The 23,755-nt window shown below is 35.0% G+C and carries 23 protein-coding genes and 1 tRNA gene; 15 read left to right on the top strand and 9 right to left on the bottom strand.

Translation table 11 applies throughout. The features are described from left to right. The first annotated feature begins 84 nt into the window (after window positions 1-84). From O0955_RS10090 to O0955_RS10075, 4 genes are all read left to right on the top strand, one after another. Entirely contained in the window at window positions 85-2,475 is a 2,391-nt protein-coding gene (locus O0955_RS10090) for an ABC transporter permease (protein ID WP_269427423.1), read from the top strand. Between the two features lie 77 nt (window positions 2,476-2,552). Then, window positions 2,553-3,035: an ABC transporter permease gene (locus tag O0955_RS10085; RefSeq protein ID WP_269427422.1), complete on the top strand. Its 483-nt coding sequence runs from the start codon at window positions 2,553-2,555 to the stop codon at window positions 3,033-3,035. Between the two features lie 2 nt (window positions 3,036-3,037). Next, window positions 3,038-4,975 carry an ABC transporter permease gene (locus tag O0955_RS10080; protein ID WP_269427421.1) on the top strand — a complete coding sequence of 646 codons (1,938 nt, stop codon included), beginning with the start codon at window positions 3,038-3,040 and terminating at the stop codon, window positions 4,973-4,975. 36 nt (window positions 4,976-5,011) lie between these two features. Then, a complete protein-coding gene (locus O0955_RS10075; protein WP_269427420.1) occupies window positions 5,012-5,692 on the top strand; it encodes an ABC transporter ATP-binding protein in 681 nt (226 codons plus the stop codon). Between the two features lie 60 nt (window positions 5,693-5,752). Here O0955_RS10075 and O0955_RS10070 read toward each other — a convergent pair whose 3' ends face one another. The 4 genes from O0955_RS10070 to O0955_RS10055 form a co-directional block, all read right to left on the bottom strand. Continuing rightward, window positions 5,753-6,754, bottom strand: coding sequence for an HTTM domain-containing protein (locus O0955_RS10070; RefSeq protein ID WP_269427419.1), 1,002 nt, complete (start codon window positions 6,752-6,754; stop codon window positions 5,753-5,755). Further along, window positions 6,729-7,319 carry a hypothetical protein gene (locus O0955_RS10065; protein WP_269427418.1) on the bottom strand — a complete coding sequence of 197 codons (591 nt, stop codon included), beginning with the start codon at window positions 7,317-7,319 and terminating at the stop codon, window positions 6,729-6,731. Before O0955_RS10065 ends, O0955_RS10070 begins: the two co-directional genes overlap by 26 nt. A gap of 79 nt (window positions 7,320-7,398) precedes the next feature. Continuing rightward, entirely contained in the window at window positions 7,399-7,860 is a 462-nt protein-coding gene (locus O0955_RS10060) for a hypothetical protein (RefSeq protein WP_269427417.1), read from the bottom strand. 225 nt (window positions 7,861-8,085) lie between these two features. Further along, window positions 8,086-8,535 carry a hypothetical protein gene (locus O0955_RS10055; protein WP_269427416.1) on the bottom strand — a complete coding sequence of 150 codons (450 nt, stop codon included), beginning with the start codon at window positions 8,533-8,535 and terminating at the stop codon, window positions 8,086-8,088. Between the two features lie 198 nt (window positions 8,536-8,733). On the opposite strand from O0955_RS10055, the gene O0955_RS10050 reads away from it, so the two are divergent. The 11 genes from O0955_RS10050 (at window position 8,734) to O0955_RS10000 (ending at window position 17,742) form a co-directional block, all read left to right on the top strand. Then, window positions 8,734-9,189 (top strand): hypothetical protein, encoded by a 456-nt coding sequence (locus O0955_RS10050; RefSeq protein WP_269427415.1) that lies wholly within the window; start codon window positions 8,734-8,736, stop codon window positions 9,187-9,189. A gap of 8 nt (window positions 9,190-9,197) precedes the next feature. After that, entirely contained in the window at window positions 9,198-9,848 is a 651-nt protein-coding gene (locus O0955_RS10045; protein ID WP_269427414.1) for a hypothetical protein, read from the top strand. Further along, window positions 9,809-10,570 (top strand): sensor histidine kinase, encoded by a 762-nt coding sequence (locus O0955_RS10040; protein WP_269427413.1) that lies wholly within the window; start codon window positions 9,809-9,811, stop codon window positions 10,568-10,570. Before O0955_RS10045 ends, O0955_RS10040 begins: the two co-directional genes overlap by 40 nt. Further along, on the top strand, window positions 10,567-11,244 hold the full coding sequence (locus tag O0955_RS10035; protein ID WP_269427412.1) for a response regulator transcription factor: 678 nt from the start codon (window positions 10,567-10,569) through the stop codon (window positions 11,242-11,244). The genes O0955_RS10040 and O0955_RS10035 overlap by 4 nt, the downstream gene beginning before the upstream one ends. Before the next feature lie 54 nt (window positions 11,245-11,298). After that, window positions 11,299-12,096 (top strand): helical backbone metal receptor, encoded by a 798-nt coding sequence (locus tag O0955_RS10030; protein ID WP_269427411.1) that lies wholly within the window; start codon window positions 11,299-11,301, stop codon window positions 12,094-12,096. Window positions 12,097-12,156: 60 nt separating this feature from the next. Beyond that, entirely contained in the window at window positions 12,157-12,459 is a 303-nt protein-coding gene (locus tag O0955_RS10025; RefSeq protein ID WP_269427410.1) for a lipoprotein, read from the top strand. 274 nt (window positions 12,460-12,733) lie between these two features. Then, a tRNA-Leu gene (locus O0955_RS10020) sits at window positions 12,734-12,815 on the top strand. Between the two features lie 258 nt (window positions 12,816-13,073). Beyond that, window positions 13,074-14,420 carry a trigger factor gene (gene tig / locus O0955_RS10015; protein WP_269427409.1) on the top strand — a complete coding sequence of 449 codons (1,347 nt, stop codon included), beginning with the start codon at window positions 13,074-13,076 and terminating at the stop codon, window positions 14,418-14,420. A gap of 344 nt (window positions 14,421-14,764) precedes the next feature. After that, window positions 14,765-15,472, top strand: a complete 708-nt coding sequence (clpP, locus tag O0955_RS10010) for an ATP-dependent Clp endopeptidase proteolytic subunit ClpP (protein WP_121951459.1) — start codon at window positions 14,765-14,767, stop codon at window positions 15,470-15,472. After that, window positions 15,456-16,694, top strand: a complete 1,239-nt coding sequence (clpX, locus tag O0955_RS10005) for an ATP-dependent Clp protease ATP-binding subunit ClpX (RefSeq protein ID WP_269427408.1) — start codon at window positions 15,456-15,458, stop codon at window positions 16,692-16,694. The genes clpP and clpX overlap by 17 nt, the downstream gene beginning before the upstream one ends. Before the next feature lie 184 nt (window positions 16,695-16,878). Further along, window positions 16,879-17,742: an AMP nucleosidase gene (locus O0955_RS10000; protein ID WP_269427407.1), complete on the top strand. Its 864-nt coding sequence runs from the start codon at window positions 16,879-16,881 to the stop codon at window positions 17,740-17,742. 161 nt (window positions 17,743-17,903) lie between these two features. On the opposite strand, the gene O0955_RS09995 is transcribed toward O0955_RS10000, so the two are convergent. The 5 genes from O0955_RS09995 to O0955_RS09975 form a co-directional block, all read right to left on the bottom strand. Next, a complete protein-coding gene (locus O0955_RS09995) occupies window positions 17,904-19,352 on the bottom strand; it encodes a glyceraldehyde-3-phosphate dehydrogenase (protein WP_269427406.1) in 1,449 nt (482 codons plus the stop codon). A gap of 100 nt (window positions 19,353-19,452) precedes the next feature. Beyond that, window positions 19,453-20,313: a sigma-70 family RNA polymerase sigma factor gene (locus O0955_RS09990; protein WP_010601359.1), complete on the bottom strand. Its 861-nt coding sequence runs from the start codon at window positions 20,311-20,313 to the stop codon at window positions 19,453-19,455. Between the two features lie 762 nt (window positions 20,314-21,075). Further along, window positions 21,076-22,269, bottom strand: coding sequence for an ADP-forming succinate--CoA ligase subunit beta (gene sucC, locus O0955_RS09985; RefSeq protein ID WP_269427405.1), 1,194 nt, complete (start codon window positions 22,267-22,269; stop codon window positions 21,076-21,078). 228 nt (window positions 22,270-22,497) lie between these two features. Next, window positions 22,498-22,806, bottom strand: a complete 309-nt coding sequence (locus tag O0955_RS09980; protein WP_269427404.1) for a hypothetical protein — start codon at window positions 22,804-22,806, stop codon at window positions 22,498-22,500. 173 nt (window positions 22,807-22,979) lie between these two features. Then, on the bottom strand, window positions 22,980-23,753 hold the full coding sequence (locus O0955_RS09975; protein WP_269427403.1) for a ferritin-like domain-containing protein: 774 nt from the start codon (window positions 23,751-23,753) through the stop codon (window positions 22,980-22,982). Window positions 23,754-23,755: the final 2 nt, after the last annotated feature.

Below are 23,755 nucleotides of genomic sequence, written 5' to 3'. Positions count from 1 at the left end.
TATACAGTTGTTTAACTGCAGTGTTTTTGGTTGGTATAAAATTGGTATACCGGTATCTAAGTTATTTACAAACAATCTATTGTCATGTTCAAATTAAATCTGAAAATAGCCTGGAGAAATCTTTGGAAAAATAAAGGCTATACTTTAATTAATATCCTTGGTTTATCAATCGGGATGGCGAGTTGTATCTTAATTTTTATTTTCATCCGTTATCAAATGAGTTTTGATGAAGGTTTTAAAAATGAAGACAAAATTTACAGGATTGTTTCAACCTGGGATTACGCAGATGGTAACCAGTTCTATTCGCAAGGTGTGCCTTTACCACTAACTGCTGCAATACGCAACGATTTTTCTCCTTACATTGAAAAAGTTGCTGCTATTGAAAATAGTGCAGGGATGATAAAAATTAAAGATGCTAATGGAAAAGAAAGGTTAAAAACGATTGAAAATGTTTTTTACGTAGAACCTGAGTTTTTTGAAGTATTTAATTATAATTGGTTGTCAGGAAATTACAGTTCTCTTGCAGATCCAAATCATGTTGTGCTTTCAAAAGAAATGGCAAATAAGTTTTTTGGAGATTGGAAAACTGCTTTAGGTAAAAGCTTCAGTTTTGATGATAAGGTGAATTATACGGTTAGTGGTGTAATTGATGATGTTGCAGAAAATAATTCGGTACCATTAAAAATTATGCTTGCTTACAAATCCTTCAACAACAATAGATTAACAAATTGGGGGTCGGTAAGTTCTAGTTCTGAAAGTTATTTTAAGTTAAAACCAAATGTTAATATAGAAACACTTAACGGACCGTTAACATCGTTCATCAAAAAATATTACGTAGAAAAAGCACCCGGTAAAGAAGGTCATTTATTTCAGCCGCTTGCCGATATTCATTACAATGAAAAATTTGGCAATTTCTCAGGTCGCATTATGCCAAAAAAACAATTGTATGGATTGGTTATAATTGGCTTTTTTCTGATGATTACAGCTTCCATCAATTTTATTAATCTGGCAACTGCACAAGCTGTAAGTCGTTCTAAAGAAGTTGGGGTAAGGAAAGTAATGGGTAGCCAAAGAAGTCAGTTAATTATTCAATTTTTAACTGAAACCTTAACAATCGTATTCATTTCATTGTTAATTGGAAGTGTGCTAACAGAAATCGCCTTGCCGGGAATGCAAAATCTGTTTAATTCAAAAATTTCATTCAGTATATTCCAGCATCCGATAATCTTTCTTTTTATGATATTGCTGGTTGTGCTTGTAAGTTTATTAGCGGGTTTTTATCCGGCAATGATAATGTCCGGTTTTAATCCTGCGTTAGCCATTAAAAACAAAGTTATTGCTAACACAGGCGGTTTAGGATTGAGAAAAATTCTGGTCGTTGTACAATTTACGCTAACCGTAACTTTAATCATTGGCACATTGGTAATCTTGCAACAAATGAAATATGTTCGGGAGCAACCACTGGGGTTCAATTCATCGGCAATTGCAATGATAGACTTACCAAATGATAGTGCTACTGTATCTCGCTTTTCTGCCTTTAAAGCTCAATTAAAACAAATTTCCAGTGTTGAAGAAGTTAGTTTCTGCCGTACTGCTCCATCTTCGCAAAATAATAATGGAAATACTTTTTCGTATAATGGCGGTAAAGATGCTGACTTTCAGGTAAATACTAAAAATGCTGATGAAGATTATTTAAAAACATTTGATTTAAAACTTACAGCTGGTAGAAATCTTGTTAAATCTGATACTATAAATGAATACCTTGTAAATGAAACCTTATTAAAAAAACTCAATATCCAAAATCCGAACGAGGCTATTGGTAAAATAATTTCGATGGGCGGAATGAAAGCTCCGATAGTTGGTGTAATTCAGGATTTTAAAAACAAAAGTTTGCATGAAAATATCGACCCGATTTTAATTGGATCGCTTAGAACAAGGCACTATTATGCTGCCGTAAAATTAAATGCCAAGGAGATGATGGGTACGATGAAAATTGTATCTAAAATATGGCAGCAAACTTTCCCCGAATCTGTGTACCATGAAGCTTTTTTAGATGACCAAATCAAAAATTATTATGAGGGAGAGCGGATTATGGGTACGCTATTCAAAGTCTTCGCAGGTGTAATCATTTTTATTTCATTTATCGGATTATTTGGCTTGATCTCTTTCGTTGCTACGCAAAGAACCCGCGAAGTTGCCATCAGAAAGGTTTTAGGCGCTTCAACAATGGAAATTGTCAAAATGCTGAACGGCTCATTTTTATTAATGGTTTTTCTGGCAAATCTGGTAGCCTGGCCCTTAGCGTACCTCTTTGTTTCAAAATGGCTGGCTGGTTTTGCTTATCGTATCGATATCAGTATTTGGCCATTTGCATTGGCTATGCTTATTTCCATGCTAATTACTTTAATTACAGTGAGTATCCGTTCATATTGGGCAGCAAATGCAAATACAATTGATGCTTTGAAATATGAATAATGATTTAAGGCTTAAGGTAAAAGGCGTAAAGTTAATGCGCCATAACCCTAAATCTTACATCCTAAACCTTATATCCTATGTTTAAATTAAATCTTAAAATCGCTTTTCGAAATTTGTTTAAAAACAAGATTTATGCAGCAATTAATATTGGAGGGCTCGCACTGGGATTAACTGCTTTTGTGTTGTTGCTTTTATATATTAATCACGAAGAAAGTTATGATAAATGGTCGCCTGACTTAAATAATATTTACCAGGTCAGGGAAAAACACGATATGTTTACTCCTGATAATAAGGAACATTACCAGGACCTGGTCGATAGCCGGATGGCCGCTCTGCTAAAAGATAAGATGCCACAAGTTCAGGTCGTTACTAAGGTAACACCCGACTGGGATTTCATTAAGGGTTTTTCGGTAAAATTACCACATGCAAATCCTGTTATGGTTAGTAAAATGAAAGATTCTGATAGTAGTTTCTTTCAGGTTTTTACATATAAATTTTTGCAGGGCGATAGGCAAAGTGCTTTAAGTAAACCAAAATCAGTCGTACTTAACATAGCTTAGCAATGAAACTGTTTGGAACCGATCGCGTTTTAGGCAAAGTTATAAAGGTATTGATGTGGAGAAATGATACAGGACAGGATTTAACCGTAACAGGTGTTGTAGCGGATCCACCAACGCCTCAAAGTGTGAGTTTTAATGCAATGATGCGCACTGGGGAGCAAGATAAAGATCCCGACCACCCAAGCAATAGTCATTATTGTCAGGTTTACGCCCGGATGCAGCAAACAATTGATACAGCTGCTTTAAATAAAACGCTTTTAAGTGTTTATACCGATTTTAAAAAAGCATCATTTGTTAAAAGGGAAATCAATTTTAATGATTTTTATAAAGATGGAAAAACACCCGGACTAAAAACGTTATCGCTTAAAGATGTTCATGGAAATCCATCTTTTCAAATAAGCTGGCTTGAAAAACTTAAGCCCATTATCGGAATAACGGCATTTCTTCTGCTCATATCTGTCATTAATTTTGTTAACCTGGCCACCGCACAATCTGTTCAGAGAGCGAAAGAAGTAGGTGTAAAAAAAGTCTTAGGATCTTATAAAAAACAACTTGTTGTTCAGTTCCTGCTTGAATCTGCTTTGCAGAGCATCATTGCTTTATTTATTTCAATAATTTTAATCGAACTGGTGCTTCCGGCCTTTAATCACCAGTTTAATGTTGAACTCAGTTTCTGGCATAATGAGCAGTTTTCAGGTATCCTGCTGCAATTACTGGCTCTTTTTGTTTTAGTAACCTTATTAGCAGGTTTTTATCCTGCATGGATTTTGTCAAATTACAACCCGGTTTCGGTATTAAAGGGAAATTATGAAAAGGGACTGAAAGGGGTTGCATTAAGAAATATTCTCGTAATCTTTCAATTTGTGATTTCTGTAACCTTTATCATTGCAATAGGTGTGATGCATAAACAAACTGAATTTATCAATAATAAGGATCTGGGTTTTGAACGGGGTAATCTCATCAACATAAAATCCAACTACGAAAAGTCATTTGCAGATAAAATAAGCAGAATTCCAGGAGTAGAATATGTGGCCACCACTACACAGGTTATGGGTAATGCTTTTAATGTGCCCGAAGAAGTAACTTATAAAGGTAATAAAGTAGCATTAAATACCGTAACGGTTTCAATGGATGCATTGAAAGCACTTGGGGTTAAGGTTTTACAAGGACGGATATTTTCTAAAGAATATAAACAGGATACGGTAAATACGGTGGTTTTAAATGAAGCTGCGGCAAAGCTAATTGATAAAAATCCTGTTGGTAAAAATTATCAGGTTAAAGACGGCCCAAAAAACCATACCTTTCAAATTGTTGGCGTGATTAAAGATTATCACAATGAAGGATTTGATAAAGCAGTGCTGCCAACCTTATACAAGGTTACACATTTAGGTGGTAGCTCTAATACCAACAATCTTCTAATCCGCTTTAATACTGAGAACAGTTCGGAAGCGATTAAAAAGATAGAAGCAGAATGGAAAACTTTATACCCTGATTATCCAATGGAATACATCACGATGAATAGTGAATTTCAACATGTTTTGGAGGATAACGCCCGGTTTATAAATATGATTATTCTTTTTAGCGTTGTTTCTGTTTCGCTATCCTTGCTGGGTTTATTTGCTTTGTCCACATTTGTGGCAAGAAGGAGAACAAAAGAAATAGCCGTTAGAAAAGTTTTAGGTGCCTCAAATGTTCAAATTGTAAACCTTTTAAATAAATCGTTCCTTATTTTAGTTGTTTTGGCAAATTTAATAAGCTGGCCAATTGCTTATATTTTGGTAAATAAATGGCTTCAGGGCTTTGCTTACCGAATCGATATGCCTGTTTTTCCATTTATAACAGCAACTGTAATTTCCATTATTATAGCGGTTTTAACGGTGAGTATTCAAGCCAGAAAAGCTGCAGTAAGAAATCCGGTAACCGCATTAAAATACGAATAAAGCTTAGGGTAAACAGTGAAATATATACCTCAAAAGATGATAGAAATTAAAAATATAGAAAAATATTATGCCAGTAAAGGCGTAAAACATTATGTTTTGCGACATGTAACCACGAGCATAAAAAAAGGTGAATTCGTCTCGATCATGGGCCCATCAGGTGCTGGAAAATCAACCTTGTTGAACATTTTAGGGATGCTTGAAGAATCAACTTATGGGCAGTATGAATTTATGGGTGAAGATGTAACCACTTTAAGTGAGCGCAAACGCATCGAACTTTATAGAAATCATATCGGTTTTGTATTTCAGGCTTATCATTTAATTGATGAAATGACAGTTTATGAAAATATTGAAGCGCCATTATTGTATAAAAAAATTGGTAATTCTGAACGTAAAAGCCGCATTGCAGATTTGTTAGACCGTTTTAATATTGTGGCTAAAAAAGATTTGTTTCCTAACCAGCTTTCGGGTGGGCAACAACAACTTGTAGGTATTGCAAGGGCATTGGCGGCACAACCATCTTTAATTTTAGCGGATGAACCTACAGGGAATTTACAATCTGTACAGGCCGAAGAAATTATGGAGCTTTTTCGGAAATTAAATAAAGAAGAGGGCATCACCATTATTCAGGTTACCCACGCCGAAAAAAATGCACAATACGGAAACCGGATCTTACACATTGCCGATGGTGTGGTAAAGGATGATGTGCAGGTTGGATAATATTTAGCCACAAAAGCAGGATTACAAATGCTTTTGTGGCAATCACTTTTAATATTGCGATTAATACATTTGCCTAAATGCTGTATTTAGATGTTTTAAATTGGCATAATAAATCCGCTTAACCCCATTAAGAATAAGCATTCTGGATTTGAAAGCAGCTATTTTTTTAAAGATATAATCTACTTCTTTACTTAAAAAGGCAGTAATATTTAAAATAATCATAATAGAGGCGAATAAATAAAGCCCCATAAAAATACCAATGCACAAATGCATGGATATAATCACCATTACCCAATATTTTCTGAAAAATTTGGTAAACACCATTATAGGGTAGAACATTTCGTGGACAACTGTCATCCAACCCATAACCATAAATATTTTGGGATATTGCGCAAAGAAAGAAACATCAAAATTATTGAATGGAGGTCTGGTCAGTGCCTTCCACATGCTTTCTCCGTTCCACCAGTTAATACCAATAGCTTTATGAAAGCCTCCGAAAAAATAAATAAAGCACATTTGAACCTGGATAAAACGGATGCAAAAGTTTCTAAATTCAGGAGAGGCAATCTTTTTCTTTAATAACGATTGATCCAGCGAAAAATCACTTACAGGCATAAATGTGCAAAAGAATAAAGAAATGGTTGTAAAATAATCCATTCCATATAGAAAAAAGGTGTTTGATTGTACAATGCACAAATGGATAAATAGTGTAATTAAGGCCGAAACCCTGGTAAATAACCCCAGTAGTAGCGTAATTAAGAAAAATAAATGAATCAATAATACTGCATGCAGCATTTGTTCGTCAGTATTAAACCAAGAGCCAAAAACATCATGGAACCAGCTAAGTCTAGGAATGTATTTTAAGCGGATGAAAGTTTCCGTTACCTCGCGGTTTGAAAATCCGGACAACCCAAAAAATTTATGCATTTCTGAATAAATACTCACTACAAAAACAATACAATGAATGCTCACAGCTACTCTGAAAAATGCAAAAATATTTGTGCCGTTAGGTTTAAATAAGAAATGATCTAATCCCTTATTTACTTTGGATATTATATTCATAAGCGTATAAAAATTGATAAGCGGTTTGGTTGGATTGAGAATAATTTTTTAAGGCAGGAGTTAGCACGAGACCGAAAATTGCCTTTGCAGAAACCACATTGTTTAGTCCCTTCATTTGCTCCTGAAGCATAAATTTAATTAAGGCATTTCTTAATATTTCAACATTTGTTTTACCAATAGTTTCATAATAATTACATAAGCGCAAGCCAATTTCATGACTGCTTATTTGAGGAATCATGGTTACTTTACTATGATCTTTCAGCGTATATTCGAAAACCAGTTTATAGCTGGTGGGTACGTTAGGGGCAAAAAAGCCATAGCCTGTTTCCGTGCCTGTGTAGGCCAGATAATAATTGATATAATCGTTAAAATTGTATTTATCTCTACCCAGTATCACATCTATTTTTTTCTTAACCGGTTGATAGGTAGATTTTTCCATCTCCACCAATAAAATTCCTTTGTTATTTACAACGCAGTCCAAAGTAGTATCAACATTGATGATGAAGAGAAGCAGGTAATGAATCAGTATGCCGGAGCATAAAATGATTTTTACAGATGTTTTCATTGCTTTTTGATTAAAATCAGAATAAAGGAGTTTCCGGCGCATTTTTATCTAGAATCCAACGGGCCAGAAACTTTGTTTTTTATTGATATTTCGATAGCACAGTAGTTAATTGTGCAATCAATCTTTGCTGGTTGCCAATGTTAGTGGCTTTATTGGTTTGTGTAGCCTGACTTCCATTTTGAGCAGATGTACCATTACTGCCATTACAAACGGTAATTTGTAAGGTGCAATCAGCAGCTACCATACTGGCTTTTCCTGCTCTTCCTGAAATTACAGCAGCGGTTAGTTTTCCCGATGTTTGTATATTGGCTAACTTACCTTTGGCAGAAGTTACACGACCATTTGAAGCATAACTTTTTACATTGTATAAAGACGAATCGTATTGTCTTAAAATGTTGTTCATAGCTGTTTTATCTTTAGAAGAAATTTTTGTGCCCGGAGCAATAGAAATTCCATTTTTTTCAATAGTTACCTGAGCCATTGAAATTTGTACGCAAAAGATTAATGCGAATAGTGCGATGATTTTTACTGAAGTTTTCATTTTGATTAAGATTAGATTTAAAAATTAAATAGTTTATTAGATTGTTCTAGAATCTGATACCAAAATTAGGTGCGTTAATGATCTAATTTTCAGTGTATTATTACGCAAATAAATAAGTGTAATTACTTTTGTAAACCGTATTTCTACTTGTTGTTTTGAATACAGATGCTGCTTATAATCAGGATAATACGATTGATTAGCGGAGACTAAAAGAGATAAACAGACCTATTGATATTTTGAAAGAACAACCTTTAGTTGTGAGATTAATCGCTGTATTTCCCTCTCTCTTCCTGGTATTGAACTATGAGAATCAATACTTTTACTTGTATCTGAACTATTATCAAGGTCCATTTTTGAAGCCTGTACCGTCATGTCAGCAGCAACCATATTTCCTTTTCCGGAAATAAGACTTGATGAAATTTTTTCAGTGGTTTTAATGGTTGCCAAACTGCCTTTTCTACTTGTCATTTTACCATTATTGGAATAACTCCTGATCTGGTACAGCGAAGAATCGTATTGCCTTAAAATGTTATTAATAGCATCCTTGTCTGCATTTGATATTTTTGTGCCCGGAGCAATGGAGATTCCATTTTTCTTTATAGTTACCTGGGCAATTGAAATTTGGGTGCAAAAAATAAGATTGCACAACACCATGAATTTAATTAAAGTTTTCATTTTGATTAAGATTAAGTGGTAAATAAACTTTCTAGAATTGAATCAAAATTATACTTCATATCTTCTTGTTATTCAGTGTATTATTACCGTTAATTTAGCCGTGTAATTACTTTTATAAACCGTATTTATACCTGTTGTGTAAAGCTTGATACGGCGCTAACTTAGTTTATATAACTCAAACACTAAACTAGCTAAGCAATGGAAAAACAACGATTTAGTAAAGAATTTGCACCCGAAGATCTTCGGGGCCGTACGCATTTTATTAGCCTTAACAAAGCCAATAAGCTGATTGAAAACTTTCATGAAAACCGTTCATCCCTGATTCCTCAAAACTTACAGGATAAGGATAAAGAAGTAGGGATTTTACCTTACTCAGAAACTTTCAATGTGAAAAGTATCTTAAAAGCATTACAGCAAAAGGGCTGCGAAGGTTTAAGAATCCATATGGGACTGAATGAGGACTTTCAGGTTGTTTTTGTACTTCGGGCTGTTGATGAATTTGGAGAAGATATGTTGAGTAATCCAGTTAAACCCATCATGAAGACGGCTAAACTGATGTCATTTTCGGCTGGAGCGGATGAGGATGGCTTGGATGAAGGTTTTAGCCTGGATGATTCTCAACGGGTACCGCCCTGGCCAGTTGTATCTCAATAGCTAATTTTATGCAGCACGCCCAAAACTTTATACTTTCCCAATCCATTCTTATCGCCTGTATCATTGGATTGATCAGGTGGCGAAATATTGCTGTTAATTTCAGACCATTTTTATATTACTGCTTTGCTGATTGCTTGACCGAAATACTGGTATTTATTCTGATTATAAAGCACATCAATCCCTGTCTTGTTACAAATATTTACCTGGTTTTATCTGCAGTATTATTGCTTTGGCAATTTAAAGAGTGGTCTGTTTTTAATAAAAACCCCTGGATAACACAAGTTTTGGGCGTGATTTTAATTGTAATTTGGGGACTGGATTATTTTGTCTTTCATAACTTATGGGATAATAGCGGCTTCTTTCGCATCGTATACTCATTTGTAGCGGTTATCCTAGCCATTACTTATTTAAATAAACTAATTACTATTGTGGATGGAAACATTTTAAAAGACTCCCGGTTTTTAATTTGTGCTGCACTGATTATATTTTTTACATTCAATATTTTTATAGAAATCATCTATTTTAATTCAAATTCGAGTATTATCTTTAAGGAAAATGTATTTGATATTAAGCGGGTTATAAACGTTTTTACCAATCTTGTTTTTGCTTTAGCCATGTTATGGATACCGAAGAAAAAGAATTTTATAATGCCGTATTAATTGCAGCCGCAATTATTGGAGCCATTATGCTTTATTTTATTGTGTCTATGATTATGCAGCACCGAAAAAGCAGACGGGTATCAAAAGACAGAATTTCTGCTGAAATTAAAACACTGGAAAATGAAAGACGCAGGATAGCATCTGATTTGCATGATGAAATCGGTCCTCTGCTTTCAGCTGTAAAGTTTCAAATTGCACATTTAGATGCTAAAACCGAAGAAATGCAGAGTTTGGTTGATTCATCCGGCAAACACATTGATACCATCATTCAGCGCATGCGGGAAATTTCGACCAATTTAATGCCTTATATGCTGGAAAGGAAGGGCCTGGTTTGGGCCATTCAGGATTTTATAAACAGGATTCAGCAAGATGGAACATTAAAAATCATCTTCAAACATCATTTAACTGGCCGTTTTAATCAGGATATAGAGCTTAATGTGTATCGCATTGTACAGGAAATTCTTCATAACACACTTAAACATGCCAAAGCAAGCTCGCTAAGAATTGTACTGGAAGAGAATGAAGGAGTTTTACGGTTACAAACCACAGATAATGGGATTGGATTTAACTTTCAGGAAATGATTAAACAACATTCGGGTCTTGGCCTGCTCAACCTTCAAAGCCGCATAGAAGTAATGAAAGGCACTATAAAAATGTTTTTGGCAAGCAACGGAGGCACAGGTTATACTTTCGAAATACCAGTTAAAGGAGGTAAAACATGATACAAGAGCAAAAAATAAGAATTATTATAGCAGATGATCACGTTGTTTTTAGAGAGGGATTAGCGATGGTATTAAGCAGTAAAAGCAATATTGATTTAGTCGGTGCTGCAGGTAATGGCGAACAGCTGGTAAAGCTTGCCAATAACCTTAAACCTGATGTAGTAATTACCGACATTAAAATGCCTGTTATGGATGGGATTGAAGCCGTAAAGCGAATGGTTAAAAACCAAAGCGATTTAGGCATTATAGCACTCTCCATGTTTGATGAAGAAGACCTTATTGTTGAAATGCTGGAAGCAGGGGCGAAGGGTTATTTACTAAAAAATGCAGATAAAAATGACATTTATGATGCCATTACAGCGGTATCCTTAGGGAATAATTTTTATTGTAAAACCACTTCTGCCAAACTTGCGATGGTAATTGCAAGAAGCAGGATTAAAAAAGAAAATAAACCCGTCGATTCTAACTTTTCAGAACGTGAAATAGAAATTATAAAGCTTATCTGCCAGGAATTTACAAATAAGAAAATAGCCGATCAGTTGTATTTGAGTGTAAGAACAGTCGAAGGATACAGAGCCAAATTACTTGAGAAAATGCATGTAAAAAATTCTATTGGTTTAGCCATACATGCTTTTCAGCTCGGCATCATCAGTGGCATAGATGAAAATGGATAATTGTCAGTTTTGGCATATGTTTTATCTAACTTTGTATGCTGTAAACAGAAACACATGCAAAAGTCTTTTACCGATCAGCTTGGTCAGGAAATAACAATCAATTTTCCGCCACAACGGATTATTTCCGTTGTGCCCTCGCAAACCGAGTTATTATTTGATTTAGGTTTAGATCAGGAAATTATCGGTTTAACCAAATTTTGCATCCATCCAATTGAAAAATTTGCCGAAAGAACTAAGGTTGGCGGAACTAAAAAACTAAATATTGATTTAATAAGAGATTTAAAACCCGATTTGATTATTGGCAACAAAGAAGAAAATACACAAAGTGATATAGAAGAACTTGCCATCGATTTCCCGGTTTGGATGAGTGATATTTTTACTTTGGATGATGCCATGAAAACCATCAGCCAGATAGGGGCACTGGTAGACCGGGTACCCGAAGCTTCCTATTTAAATCATTTAATTAATGCCGGTTTTACAGATTTAAAGACACTGGCACTTCAAAATTATATTAATAAAAAAATGGCTTATTTAATCTGGCGTAAACCTTATATGGCTGCAGGTAAAAATACTTTTATTGATGATGTTTTATTAAGTAACGGTATGACGAATGTTGTTAGTCAAAGCCGTTATCCTTCGGTTACTTTATCCGAATTAAAAGCCTTAAATCCCGAACTTATTTTATTGTCGTCTGAACCTTATCCTTTTGCAGAAAAGCACATTGAAGAAATTAACATGGTTTTGCCGAATGCTAAAATTATGTTAGTTGATGGCGAAATGTTTAGCTGGTATGGGAGCAGACTGGTAAAAGCTGTTCAATACTTTTTCGAATTTCAAAAGGAGCTTTATTAATGCTTTAAAAGTATCTTTGTTAAATCGTAACATTAAATCTAATTATTCCGTTTCACTTTTATGAAAAAAATGATCGCATTAGCTCTATTTGTAGCCGTACTTTCTGGTTGCAGTTCGATGAATAACAACACTACAGGCCGTTCTGTTACGGTAAGTGGAACTATTGAAAAGTTAGGTATGACAACTTTTCAGTATGGTACACATCTATTGAAGGCAGAAAACAAAACTTATGCATTAAAAAGCGATGTAATTAAGTTAGATGACTTTGTGAATAAACCAGTAACCATTAAAGGGAAAAAAGTAGCTGGTTATCCCTTAGAAGGTGGTCCGGATCTTATTGAGGTAACACTTGTAAAGTTCTAAGTATTCCATTATTTTATTAGGGCTACCATAAACTTGTGGAGGGCACTTTTAATATTAAAAAAATAACTTTTTTAGGCTAAAATTAACGATTAAGGGCAGGGGTGGCTTTATTAAGATTTAGTAAAGGAACTTCTCCTTAATTTTTTATTAAATCTTTCTCGTTAATCCTTAGTTATTTAGCTTTTTTCTGTAAAAAATATTTAACTTTTTTTGTGTTTCTCTTTTGATAATTCAATCTAGTTTCTATCTTTGCAGTCCTTAATAAATCCTAACAGCGGAAGTGGCGTAATTGGTAGCCGCACCAGACTTAGGATCTGGCGCTTCACGGCGTGGGGGTTCGAGTCCCTTCTTCCGCACACTAAGGTAAAGGCCGTTCCGAGATAATCGGAACGGTTTTATTTTTTAACAACATTGATAAAAAAAATTGAAACCATCATGATTTTCAAAATCGCAAAATGTAATAAGCAAATCATGATCGCTTCATCACCATTGAAAACAAATTTGTAAGGATGAAAATCGATGTGAAGTTTTTTGAAATGAAATACGTTATTTGTCTTAAATCTCATATTTCAGTATTCAAACCTTATTCACATCTCAATACTCAAATCTAAAAAATGAATATCACACAGGAAAAAACAGGCAACTTAAATGCTGTTGTAAAAATCAAAATCGCACCTGCAGATTATACTGAAAAAGTAGATAAAGCCATTAAAGAACAAGCTAAAAAAGCACAATTACCTGGTTTTCGTAAAGGTATGGTGCCTGCCGCTCACATTAAAAGAATGTATGGTAAAAGTATTTTGGTTGAAGAAATTAACAACCTGTTAAACGATACTTTAACGAATTATATCGCTGAGCAAAAATTAGAAGTTTTAGGTCAGCCATTACCCGTGCTGGATAACGAAAAAGAATTTAAATGGGATAATACAGACGAGTTCGAATTTGATTACGAATTAGGTTTAGCGCCTGCTTTTGATGTAAAAATCTCTTCTAAAGATAAATTTACAGAGTATGTGGTTAAAGCGGATAAAGAAACTTTAGAAAGCCGCATTAAAAATATCCGTCGCAGCTATGGTAAAATGACTAATCCTGAGGTTTCTGCTGATGGTGACGTTTTATATACAGACCTTGTTCAGGTAGCTGCTGATGGTTCTGTTTTAGAAGGCGGTATCACAAGCACAGCCACTATACGTTTAGACCAGATTAAAGACAAAAAAATCCTTAAATCTTTAATTGGTTTAAAGAAAGATGATGTTGTAACTATTGATATCCAAAAAGCATTTGAAGACGCTGCGGTTATTGCAAAAGCGTTAAACATTTCTGAAGAAGAAGCTGCTGAATTAAAATCAAATTTCCAGTTAACGGTTAAAAACGTAAACCGCTTAGAAGAGTCTGACTTAAACCAGGAGTTTTTTGATAAATTATTTGGCGAAGGTACTGTAACGGACGAAGCTGGTTTTAAAACCAAAATTACTGAAGAAGTAGAAAGCATGTTTAAACAAGATGCTGACCGCCAATTATCAAACGATATTTATCTTCAGTTAATTGAAAAACACAATTTCGAATTGCCAGATGAATTTTTACGTCGTTGGTTAAAAGCAACAAACGAAAAATTAACAGATGAAGAATTGGCAGAAGGTTATGACGATTTCGCTAAAAATCTTAAATGGACTTTGATTGAAAACAAAATCATTAAAGATAATAGCATCGAAATTAAATATGAAGATGTAGTTCAGGCTGCTAAAGCTAAATTAGATGCTCAATTCAGAATGTACAGCCCAAGTCCGCTTCCTGAAGATCAATTGGCACAATATGCAGTTCAATTCTTACAGGAAAAAGAAAATGCAAACCGTACTTTCGAAGAAGTAAAAGCTTTAAAAACTTTCGAATACATTAAATCTGTTGCTACGTTAGAGCAAAAAGATATCGATTACAATAAATTTGTTGCTTTAAACAAATAAGAAGTATAACTGACCAATTGGCAGTTATTTAACGATAAGATCTAAAGAGCAGTCCATCAGGGCTGCTCTTTGTGTATCTGTAATCCTGATGATTATTTTTTTAATAATTTTCTGTATAATTTGCTGGTTAATTGAGTATTGCATATATTTCGGACGTTTGGAGTAATCAGTTTGATTACTTTTAGTAAGCTTGCATTGTCATATCTATTACAAATCAATTTGCAATACGAACAAATTGGATAAATTGGCACGAAAATTAACCAACAGAAAGAAAGATTCATTAAAATTATTGTCGGTTTGGCCCTGCATTATTTATGGCTAAATCAATTAACCCTAATCAAGATATGAACATAGATTCACAAGAATTCAGAAAATTTGCCGTTAAACATCAGGGTATTGGCGGTTTGCATGTAGATAAATTTATTGCGCAAGCAAATCTGTCACCGCAATCGATGACCCCATATATTATTGAAGAACGCCAGTTGAACGTAGCGCAGATGGATGTTTTTTCAAGGTTAATGATGGATCGTATCATCTTTTTAGGTGATGCTATTTATGATCAGAATGCGAATATTATCCAGGCTCAGTTATTGTTTTTACAATCAACAGATGCAGATAGAGACATTCAGATTTACATTAACTCACCGGGTGGTTCGGTTTATGCAGGTTTAGGTATTTATGATACCATGCAATATATTCAGCCGGATGTGGCGACGATTTGTACCGGTATGGCAGCATCAATGGGTGCGGTTTTATTAGTAGCAGGCGCTAAAGGTAAACGTGCTGCGTTGCCTCACTCAAGAGTAATGATTCACCAGCCATCAGGAGGCGCACAAGGCGTAGCTTCAGATATGGAGATCAACTTGAGAGAAATGTTGAAATTGAAAAAAGAATTATACGATATTATTTCGGAGCACTCCGGTCAAACTTACGACTGGGTAGAGAAAGCTTCAGATCGCGATTACTGGATGACTGCTGACGAGGCAAAAGGGTTTGGTATGGTTGATGAAGTTTTATCGAGAAACGCAAAAAAAGATGGCGAAACAAAATAAAGAATCCCGTTGCTCATTCTGCCACTCAGGCAAGCATGAAACTTTAATGTTAATTGAAGGCATGGATGCATTTATCTGCGATAAGTGCGTAACACAAGCCAATCAATTGCTTGCGCAGGAATTGGGTACAAAAGGTTCTAAAAATATTCAGGAGGCCATTAATTTATTAAAGCCTCTTGAAATTAAAAATCATTTGGATCAATATGTAATTGGTCAGGATGATGCAAAAAAAGTGTTATCAGTAGCGGTTTACAATCACTACAAACGTTTGAACCAAAAAGTTGATGCAGACGAGATTGAGATTGAAAAATCTAATATCATGCTGGTTGGCGAAACCGGAACTGGTAAAACACTTCTGGCTAAAACCATTGCCAAAATTTTGCATGTACCTTTTTGTATTTGCGATGCAACTGTTTTAACAGAAGCCGGGTACGTTGGTGAAGATGTGGAAAGCATTTTAACCCGTTTATTGCAGGCTGCTGATTACGATGTTGCAGCAGCAGAACGTGGTATTGTATATATTGATGAGGTAGATAAGGTTGCCCGCAAAAGCGATAACCCATCTATTACCAGAGATGTATCAGGTGAAGGTGTACAGCAGGCTTTATTAAAGATTTTAGAAGGTACTGTAGTAAATGTTCCACCTCAGGGCGGGCGTAAACACCCGGATCAGAAAATGATTCCGGTCAATACCAATAATATCTTATTTATTTGTGGAGGTGCATTCGATGGCATCGAACGTAAAATTGCCAACCGTTTAAAAACGCAGGCAGTAGGGTATAAGGTTAAAAAAGATGAAACGGTTTTAGACCTTAAAAATCTATACAAATACATTATGCCACAGGATCTTAAATCTTTTGGTTTAATTCCCGAATTAATAGGCCGTATTCCTGTTCTTTCACACTTAAATCCGCTGGATAAGGAAACACTTAGAAACATTTTAACAGCGCCTAAAAACTCTTTAATTAAACAATACGTTAAGTTGTTTGCTTATGAGGGTGTAGAATTGATTTTTGATAACGATGTGCTTGATTTTGTTGTGGATAAAGCAATGGAATATAAATTGGGGGCACGTGGATTGAGATCCATTTGTGAAGCCATTATGTTGGATGCAATGTTTGATACGCCAACGCAAACGGATGTGAAGCAGTTGCATATTAACCTCGATTACGCGGTAGAGAAATTTGAAAAGGCCGACTTTAAGAAGTTGCAAGCTGCATAAAAAATTAAATCCTCCCGAAAATCGGGGGGATTTTTTGTATGACCTAAAATGTAAGGTTTTAATCAAAAACGATCTGATGATGAGCTGCAACTTAATGATATTGTAAGATGCTTTTAATGCAGGCGTTAAATTAGATTTGTTATTTTGATAAAAATTTCTTATATTATTTGAAGAATAAAAATATATGAACGAAGAAAAAGACATAAAAAAAGATGAAAAGATTGTAGAAAAATCTAAAAAAATTAAAGAGGTAGAGTCTCCTGTAAAACCAGGATTGAAATCAAAAGACGAGATTGTTAAAAACTGGTTACCACGTTACACGGGCCGCTCCTTAGATCAATTTGGAGATTACATCTTATTAACCAATTTCAGTAAATATGTAACCATGTTTTCTGAATGGAATGATGATGCACCAATTATGGGGTTGGATAAACCTATGCAAAGTGTAACCGCTAACGGCATTACCATAATCAACTTTGGTATGGGTAGCCCGCTTGCAGCAACCATGATGGATTTATTAACAGCCATTAAACCTAAAGCCGTATTGTTTTTAGGTAAATGTGGTGGATTGAAAAAGAAAAATCAACTAGGCGATTTAATTTTGCCAATTGCAGCCATCAGAGGTGAAGGAACATCAAACGATTACCTGCCTGCAGAGGTACCTGCATTACCGGCTTTCGCATTGCAGAAAGCAATTTCGACAACCATTCGTGATCATGGCAGAGATTACTGGACAGGGACCTGTTATACCACTAACCGCAGGGTTTGGGAGCACGATAAAGAATTTAAAAAATATTTAAAAACGCTTAGGGCAATGGCCGTTGATATGGAAACCGCAACCATTTTTACAACAGCATTTGCAAATAAGATTCCTGCTGGTGCACTGCTCCTAGTTTCAGATCAGCCAATGATTCCTGAAGGTGTAAAAACAGCTGAAAGCGATAGTAACGTAACGGCACAATATGTTGAACAACACCTTAGAATAGGTATTGATTCATTAAAACAGTTAATTAATAACGGATTAACCGTTAAACATTTATTGTTCTAATTATAGAATATCAATAAAACCACGGGTCACTAAGATTACAGCGCTTAAAAGCAAATTGTGTTCTTTGTGCCTTAGTGGTTAAGCTAATTAATTTGAAAAGAAGAAGATTGTCATACCCGAACGCAAGTTGCAGTCCGGATATGACAAAATATAATATATTCTTAATAATAAGTTAATCTGACAACATCACCAAGCTTTTTAGCCAATCGAATCACCTGTCTGGTGTAGCCATATTCATTGTCGTACCAGGCATATAGAATAACAGATTTGCCATCTTTTGAGACGATAGTTGCCGGCCCATCGATAATGGAAGAATGGCTGTTGCCAATCATATCAGTACTCACCAATTCATTTGAGATTGAAAACTCAATCTGCTCTGATAAATCGCCAAATAATGAAGCCTGTTTCAACAACTCGTTTACTTTATCCTTATCAGTTTTTTTGGACAACGTTAAATTTAAAATTGCTAAAGAAACATTAGGTGTAGGTACACGTACTGCATTCCCGGTTAATTTTCCGGCAAGATGAGGCAAAACCTTCGCTACTGCTTTATCAGCACCTGTTTCGGTAATAACCAGATTTAAAGCTGCTGAGCGACCTCTGCGATACTTTTTGTGGTAATTATCCAGTAAATTCTGATCATTGGTATAAGAATGTATGGTTTCGATATGGCCTTTTTCAAGACCTAAAGCGTCGTGAACAATTTTTAATACCGGAGTAATGGCATTTGTTGTGCAACTGGCGTTAGAAAAGATGGTTTCTTTTTTAAAGTCAAAATCCCCTTCGTTAATACCGGTTACTATATTTGGAACATCTCCTTTGGCCGGAGCCGTTAGTAATACCTGACTAATCCCTTTTGCCTTTAAATGGCGGCTTAATTCTTCACGGTCTCTAAAAACACCTGTATTGTCGATTAGTAACGCTGAATTTATCCCGTATTTGGTGTAATCCACTGCCTCCGGACTTTGTGCAGCAATCATGTAAATCATCTGGCCGTTAATAATCAAAGCCTGATTTTCATAGTCTTCTGTTATGGTACCCGGAAAAGTTCCATGTACAGAGTCTGTTTTTAAAAGCTCTGCTCTTTTACTCAATTCCTCATTACTGTACGTTCTGGTTACAATTGCTCTTAATCGCAATTGCTCGCCTTTTCCAGCCTGTGTAACTAATTCTCTGGCAGCAATTCTGCCAATTCTGCCGAAACCAAAAAGTACAACATCTTTAGGCGTTAAATTCTTTTTGTCTTTACCAATATAAGCGGATAGTTTGGTAATGATGAAATCGTTGATGGTGGCAAATTTATTATGCTCATCAAGCCATTCGGCGGTTAACCTGCCTAAATCAATGCGGGAAGGAGCGAGGTTAGAATTTAAAATCGCTTTAGCAAGTTCAAGGGTTTCATAAATGGAAATGTCTTTACCACTAATTGATTTTGCATACTGATGATGCGCTAGAACCTGGCTACTTCCAATGTCGAATAATGGCTTCCGAAATAAAAGTAATTCAATAGAACGATCGAACCAAAGTTTGCCGACAATATTGATGAGTTCAATAGCCTGCTTCTCTTTGTCAATCCAGCTCTGAAACTCAGTCTGGTATTTGTGTAACATGAAATGAATAATATGGTTAGAAATTGCCGCAAAAATAGAAAAAGATCGGCTGGTATGCCCGATCTTTTTCTATTTATTTCTAAAAAGTAGATTATTCTGATTATCCTAGGTAAGATTTTAAGATTTTACTTCTCGAAGTATGACGCAGGCGTTGTAATGCCTTATCTTTAATTTGCCTTACACGCTCACGTGTCAGGTTAAATTTCTCTCCAATTTCTTCTAAAGATAATGGATGATTAGAGCCTAAACCGAAGAATAAAACAATAATTTCTCTTTCTCTTTCTGTTAAAGTAGATAAAGAACGTTTAATTTCTTCTGATAATGATTCGTTAATTAAAGAACTGTCCGTATTTGGCTCATGGTTTTCCAATACATCTAACAATGTATTTTCCTCACCTTGCACAAATGGCGCATCCATTGATACGTGACGGCCTGAGTTGCTTAAAGTATCAGATATTTTATCAACAGTTGTTTCTAAGATATCTGCCAATTCTTCAGGAGAAGGCTCACGTTCATATTCTTGCTCTAATTTAGAAAAAGCCTTACTGATTTTACTCAATGAACCAACCTGGTTTAAAGGCAAACGTACAATACGGCTTTGTTCTGCAATAGCTTGCAAAATAGACTGACGAATCCACCAAACCGCATAAGAAATAAACTTAAAACCCTTAGTTTCATCAAAACGCTTTGCAGCCTTGATTAAACCTAAGTTTCCTTCATTAATTAAATCTCCTAAAGTTAAACCCTGATTTTGATATTGTTTTGCAACAGACACCACGAAACGCAAGTTTGTTTTGGTAAGACGCTCTAATGCTGCCTGATCACCTTCACGAATCTTTCTCGCTAAAATTACTTCTTCTTCTGCTGTTATTAAATCTACCTTTCCAATTTCGTGCAAATATTTGTCTAAAGACTGACTTTCGCGATTGGTGATAGATTGCGTTATTTTGAGTTGTCTCATTTATGCTTTTTGTGTGCTCTTTAATTATTGAGTGTGCAAAGTTACGAAATTGTATAGCAATCCGAAAGGATAAAATGCTGAAAATGTTACCGTTTACACACTTTTTTTACAGTTTTACTTACTACAAAAATCATTCCAAATACTTTTTTGTCATAAATTATAAGACTGTCATTGTGTTCGTTGTTTATCGTTCATTTTTTATTGAATTAAGATAATTATTTTCTGATTATAAATAAATAATATTTTGAATTTACAACATAATGATTAGAAAAATATGACTTTCAAAAAATTCAAAATGTTGAAATTTTAAAAGTGCAGGCACTTATTATTGAACTCTCTTCATCGCTCAGATTTTTTGTTATAGATTTTTATACGCTATAAGGTATTTGTTTTTCTGGAGATGACAAATAAAGCAGATTACTTGGTGAATTCAACTCTTATTTAATTCCTAATTATTGTTTGTAGAAAGATTTACTTCCTCTTTCATATTGTCCTGCTGAGGTACGAAGCATCTGTTTCATCGGCTGCAGATGCTTCCTGTCGTCAGCATGACAAGAATTTATCAAAAGTATTACGGTGAGAGCAGTACCATCGTAACCAAAATGTATTGAGCATAGCTTTTATAAATATTCACCCTATAAGAAATTTAAAGAAGATGTAAGCTTTTACTTTTTCAAAGGGTCAAAAAAAAACCTTCCAACTAAGTTGAAAGGTTTTATATTTTATATAACTAGTCTTATGCTAGTTTTTCTGCTTTAAGCCTTAGTTAGCCAAAACTTTAGTTACTAAGTCAGCAGCTTCTTTTAAAGCAATTGCAGAGTAAACTTTAAGTCCTGATTCATCAATTAATTTTTTAGCTTCTTCAGCATTTGTACCTTGTAAACGGCAGATAATCGGAACCGGAATGTTACCAATTTCTTTATATGCATCAATTACACCTTGTGCAACGCGATCACAACGAACAATACCACCGAAAATGTTAATTAAGATGGCTTTAACGTTAGGATCTTTTAAAATAATATTGAAAGCTGCTTTAACGGTTTGTGCATTTGCAGTTCCACCAACGTCAAGGAAGTTTGCAGGCTCACCACCAGCTAATTTAATAATATCCATAGTTGCCATAGCTAAACCAGCACCATTAACCATACAACCTACGTTACCATCAAGGTTAACAAAGTTTAGGTTAGAAGCACTTGCTTCAACTTCCATCGGATCTTCTTCAGTAACATCACGCATTGCTGCATAATCCGGGTGACGGAACAAGCCGTTTTCGTCCAGATTAACTTTAGCATCAACTGCAATTACTTTATCGTCAGATGTTTTTAACACCGGATTGATTTCGAACATTGAAGAATCAGTCGCTTCGTAAGCTTTGTATAAAGCGGTTACAAATTTAACCATTTCTTTAAAAGCACCACCGCTAACACCTAAATTGAAGGCAATTTTACGGGCCTGGAAGCCTTGTAAGCCAACTTTAGGGTCGATCTCTTCTTTGAAAATTAAGTTTGGAGTATGTTCAGCAACTTCTTCGATATCCATACCGCCTTCAGTACTGTACATAATAATGTTACGACCTTTAGCGCGGTCTAACAATACAGAGATGTAGAATTCTTTAGTTTCTGAAGCACCTGGATAGTAAACATCCTGAGCTACTAAAACTTTGTTCACTTTTTTACCTTCAGGTCCGGTTTGTGGAGTAATTAACTGCATACCAATAATATCGGTTGCGCGTTGTTTAACTTCATCAAGGTTTTTGGCTAATTTAACACCACCGCCCTTACCGCGACCACCAGCGTGGATCTGTGCTTTAATTACAACCCAGTCAGAATTGTAATCAATTTTCAATTGCTTTGCCGCTTCTACAGCTTGCTCTGGAGTATCGGCAACAATTCCTTCTTGAACGTTAACACCGAAACTTTTTAATATTTGTTTACCCTGGTATTCGTGAATATTCATTTGCTACAAAATTTGCCCAAAGCTACAATTCTAAAGCCTTTAAACAAATAGCAAGCCTTCCTTTTTTTAAGAAAATGAATGTTTTATGTTAATCGCGAATTTCGGTCCTGCTAATGCTGCTTCCGATGAAAATCAGGATTTGCTTATATCGGGTTTATTTAACAAGAAATATAGCTTTTGACGAATTGACTTTATAACTATTAATAATACCCGATCTTTTGAATGTTTTTAACTTCCCGCAAATGGTGTTCCGAAGATGCCTACAGCCAGTTCTGCCCAAATGAGAAACAAGGCCAATAAAATGATAAAGAATAATACGGTTCTTAAAGTGCCGGCTTTTACTTTTCTAATTACAAGCTCTATAGCAAAACCTGTGCTCAACAGTAATGCACCCATTACCACAAAATCGAATAAGCCCCATTTTACTTCGTTTGTAAACTGCATGGCTATTAACGGAATGCTTAATATTAATGCTACTACAATTAAAATAATAGTCATTCTTTGCGTAGAGTGGTTAATTGTTTTTTGATTTTCCATGATGTTTTATATTTATTTTGAAATTATTTTGTGAATGTTATGTTTATAAGTAAACCTTTGCTTTCCCGATACAACTTGCACCAGGAAAAAACTAAATCCAACAAAAGTTTAGCAAAGGCAAGAGGTTAAATTATTATAAGTTATATATTCTGATCGGAGTTCATAAATTATTTTTATAAATAAGTGGTTTGTGAAAATTTAGTTAGTTGGTTTTCAAATTCATTAGGCTCATATAAAACAGATTTCCCTGCAACCTTTTTTAGTTTAAACCTCATTTTACTGAAATACCTAAAGAAATTGAGCTTGCCCGCTTTAAACAAGGTTTTATGGCCAAACCATACCACCAAACTTGTACAGATATAAAAACAAGAGTAAGCATAGTATGCTAGCCATCTGGGAAAGGCATTTTTTTGGTTGAAAATTATATACAGACGCTCTTTCTGAAAAGTAATGTGAGCAGCCTCGTCAATTAAAATATCAGTGCAAATTTGTTTTAGTAATTTACAGTTTGTTGCATCTTTAAGTGCCTGATAAAAGATCCGGGCAGCACTTTCTACCGTAATTACAGCAATAGTCCATAACTCCATGTTGGTATTAAAGTATCTTATTTTTCTAAAAAGTGTGTCGCCCCAGTCTTTTTTTATTCTTGGTTCCTCAATTAAATCCAGGTATTGGCCCAGGTTATGGCCATGCTTTTGCTCTTCCTTAATAAAAAGTTTCACGGCATTTGGGTACTCATCATCGTCAATAGTTGCTGCGTATTTTTTTGCAGTATGAAGCAGGTGTTCACCTTCAGAGGTTTCGCCCAGTTGCCATGCCTGTAAAGATTTTAAAATACTCTTTCTTTCAAAATCTGTTAAATCAGGCTTTAATGACCAGTCCACTCTTATAATTTTAGAATTGCTGGTAAAATAATTTTTCCAATAAACTGAGCTATGTATTTTCATAA

This window comes from Pedobacter punctiformis (assembly GCF_027213715.1).
In the GTDB taxonomy this organism is placed as follows: Bacteria; Bacteroidota; Bacteroidia; order Sphingobacteriales; family Sphingobacteriaceae; genus Pedobacter; species Pedobacter punctiformis.
Note: the sequence above shows the minus strand (reverse complement) of the source record. Positions and strands in the feature narration are given on the sequence as shown.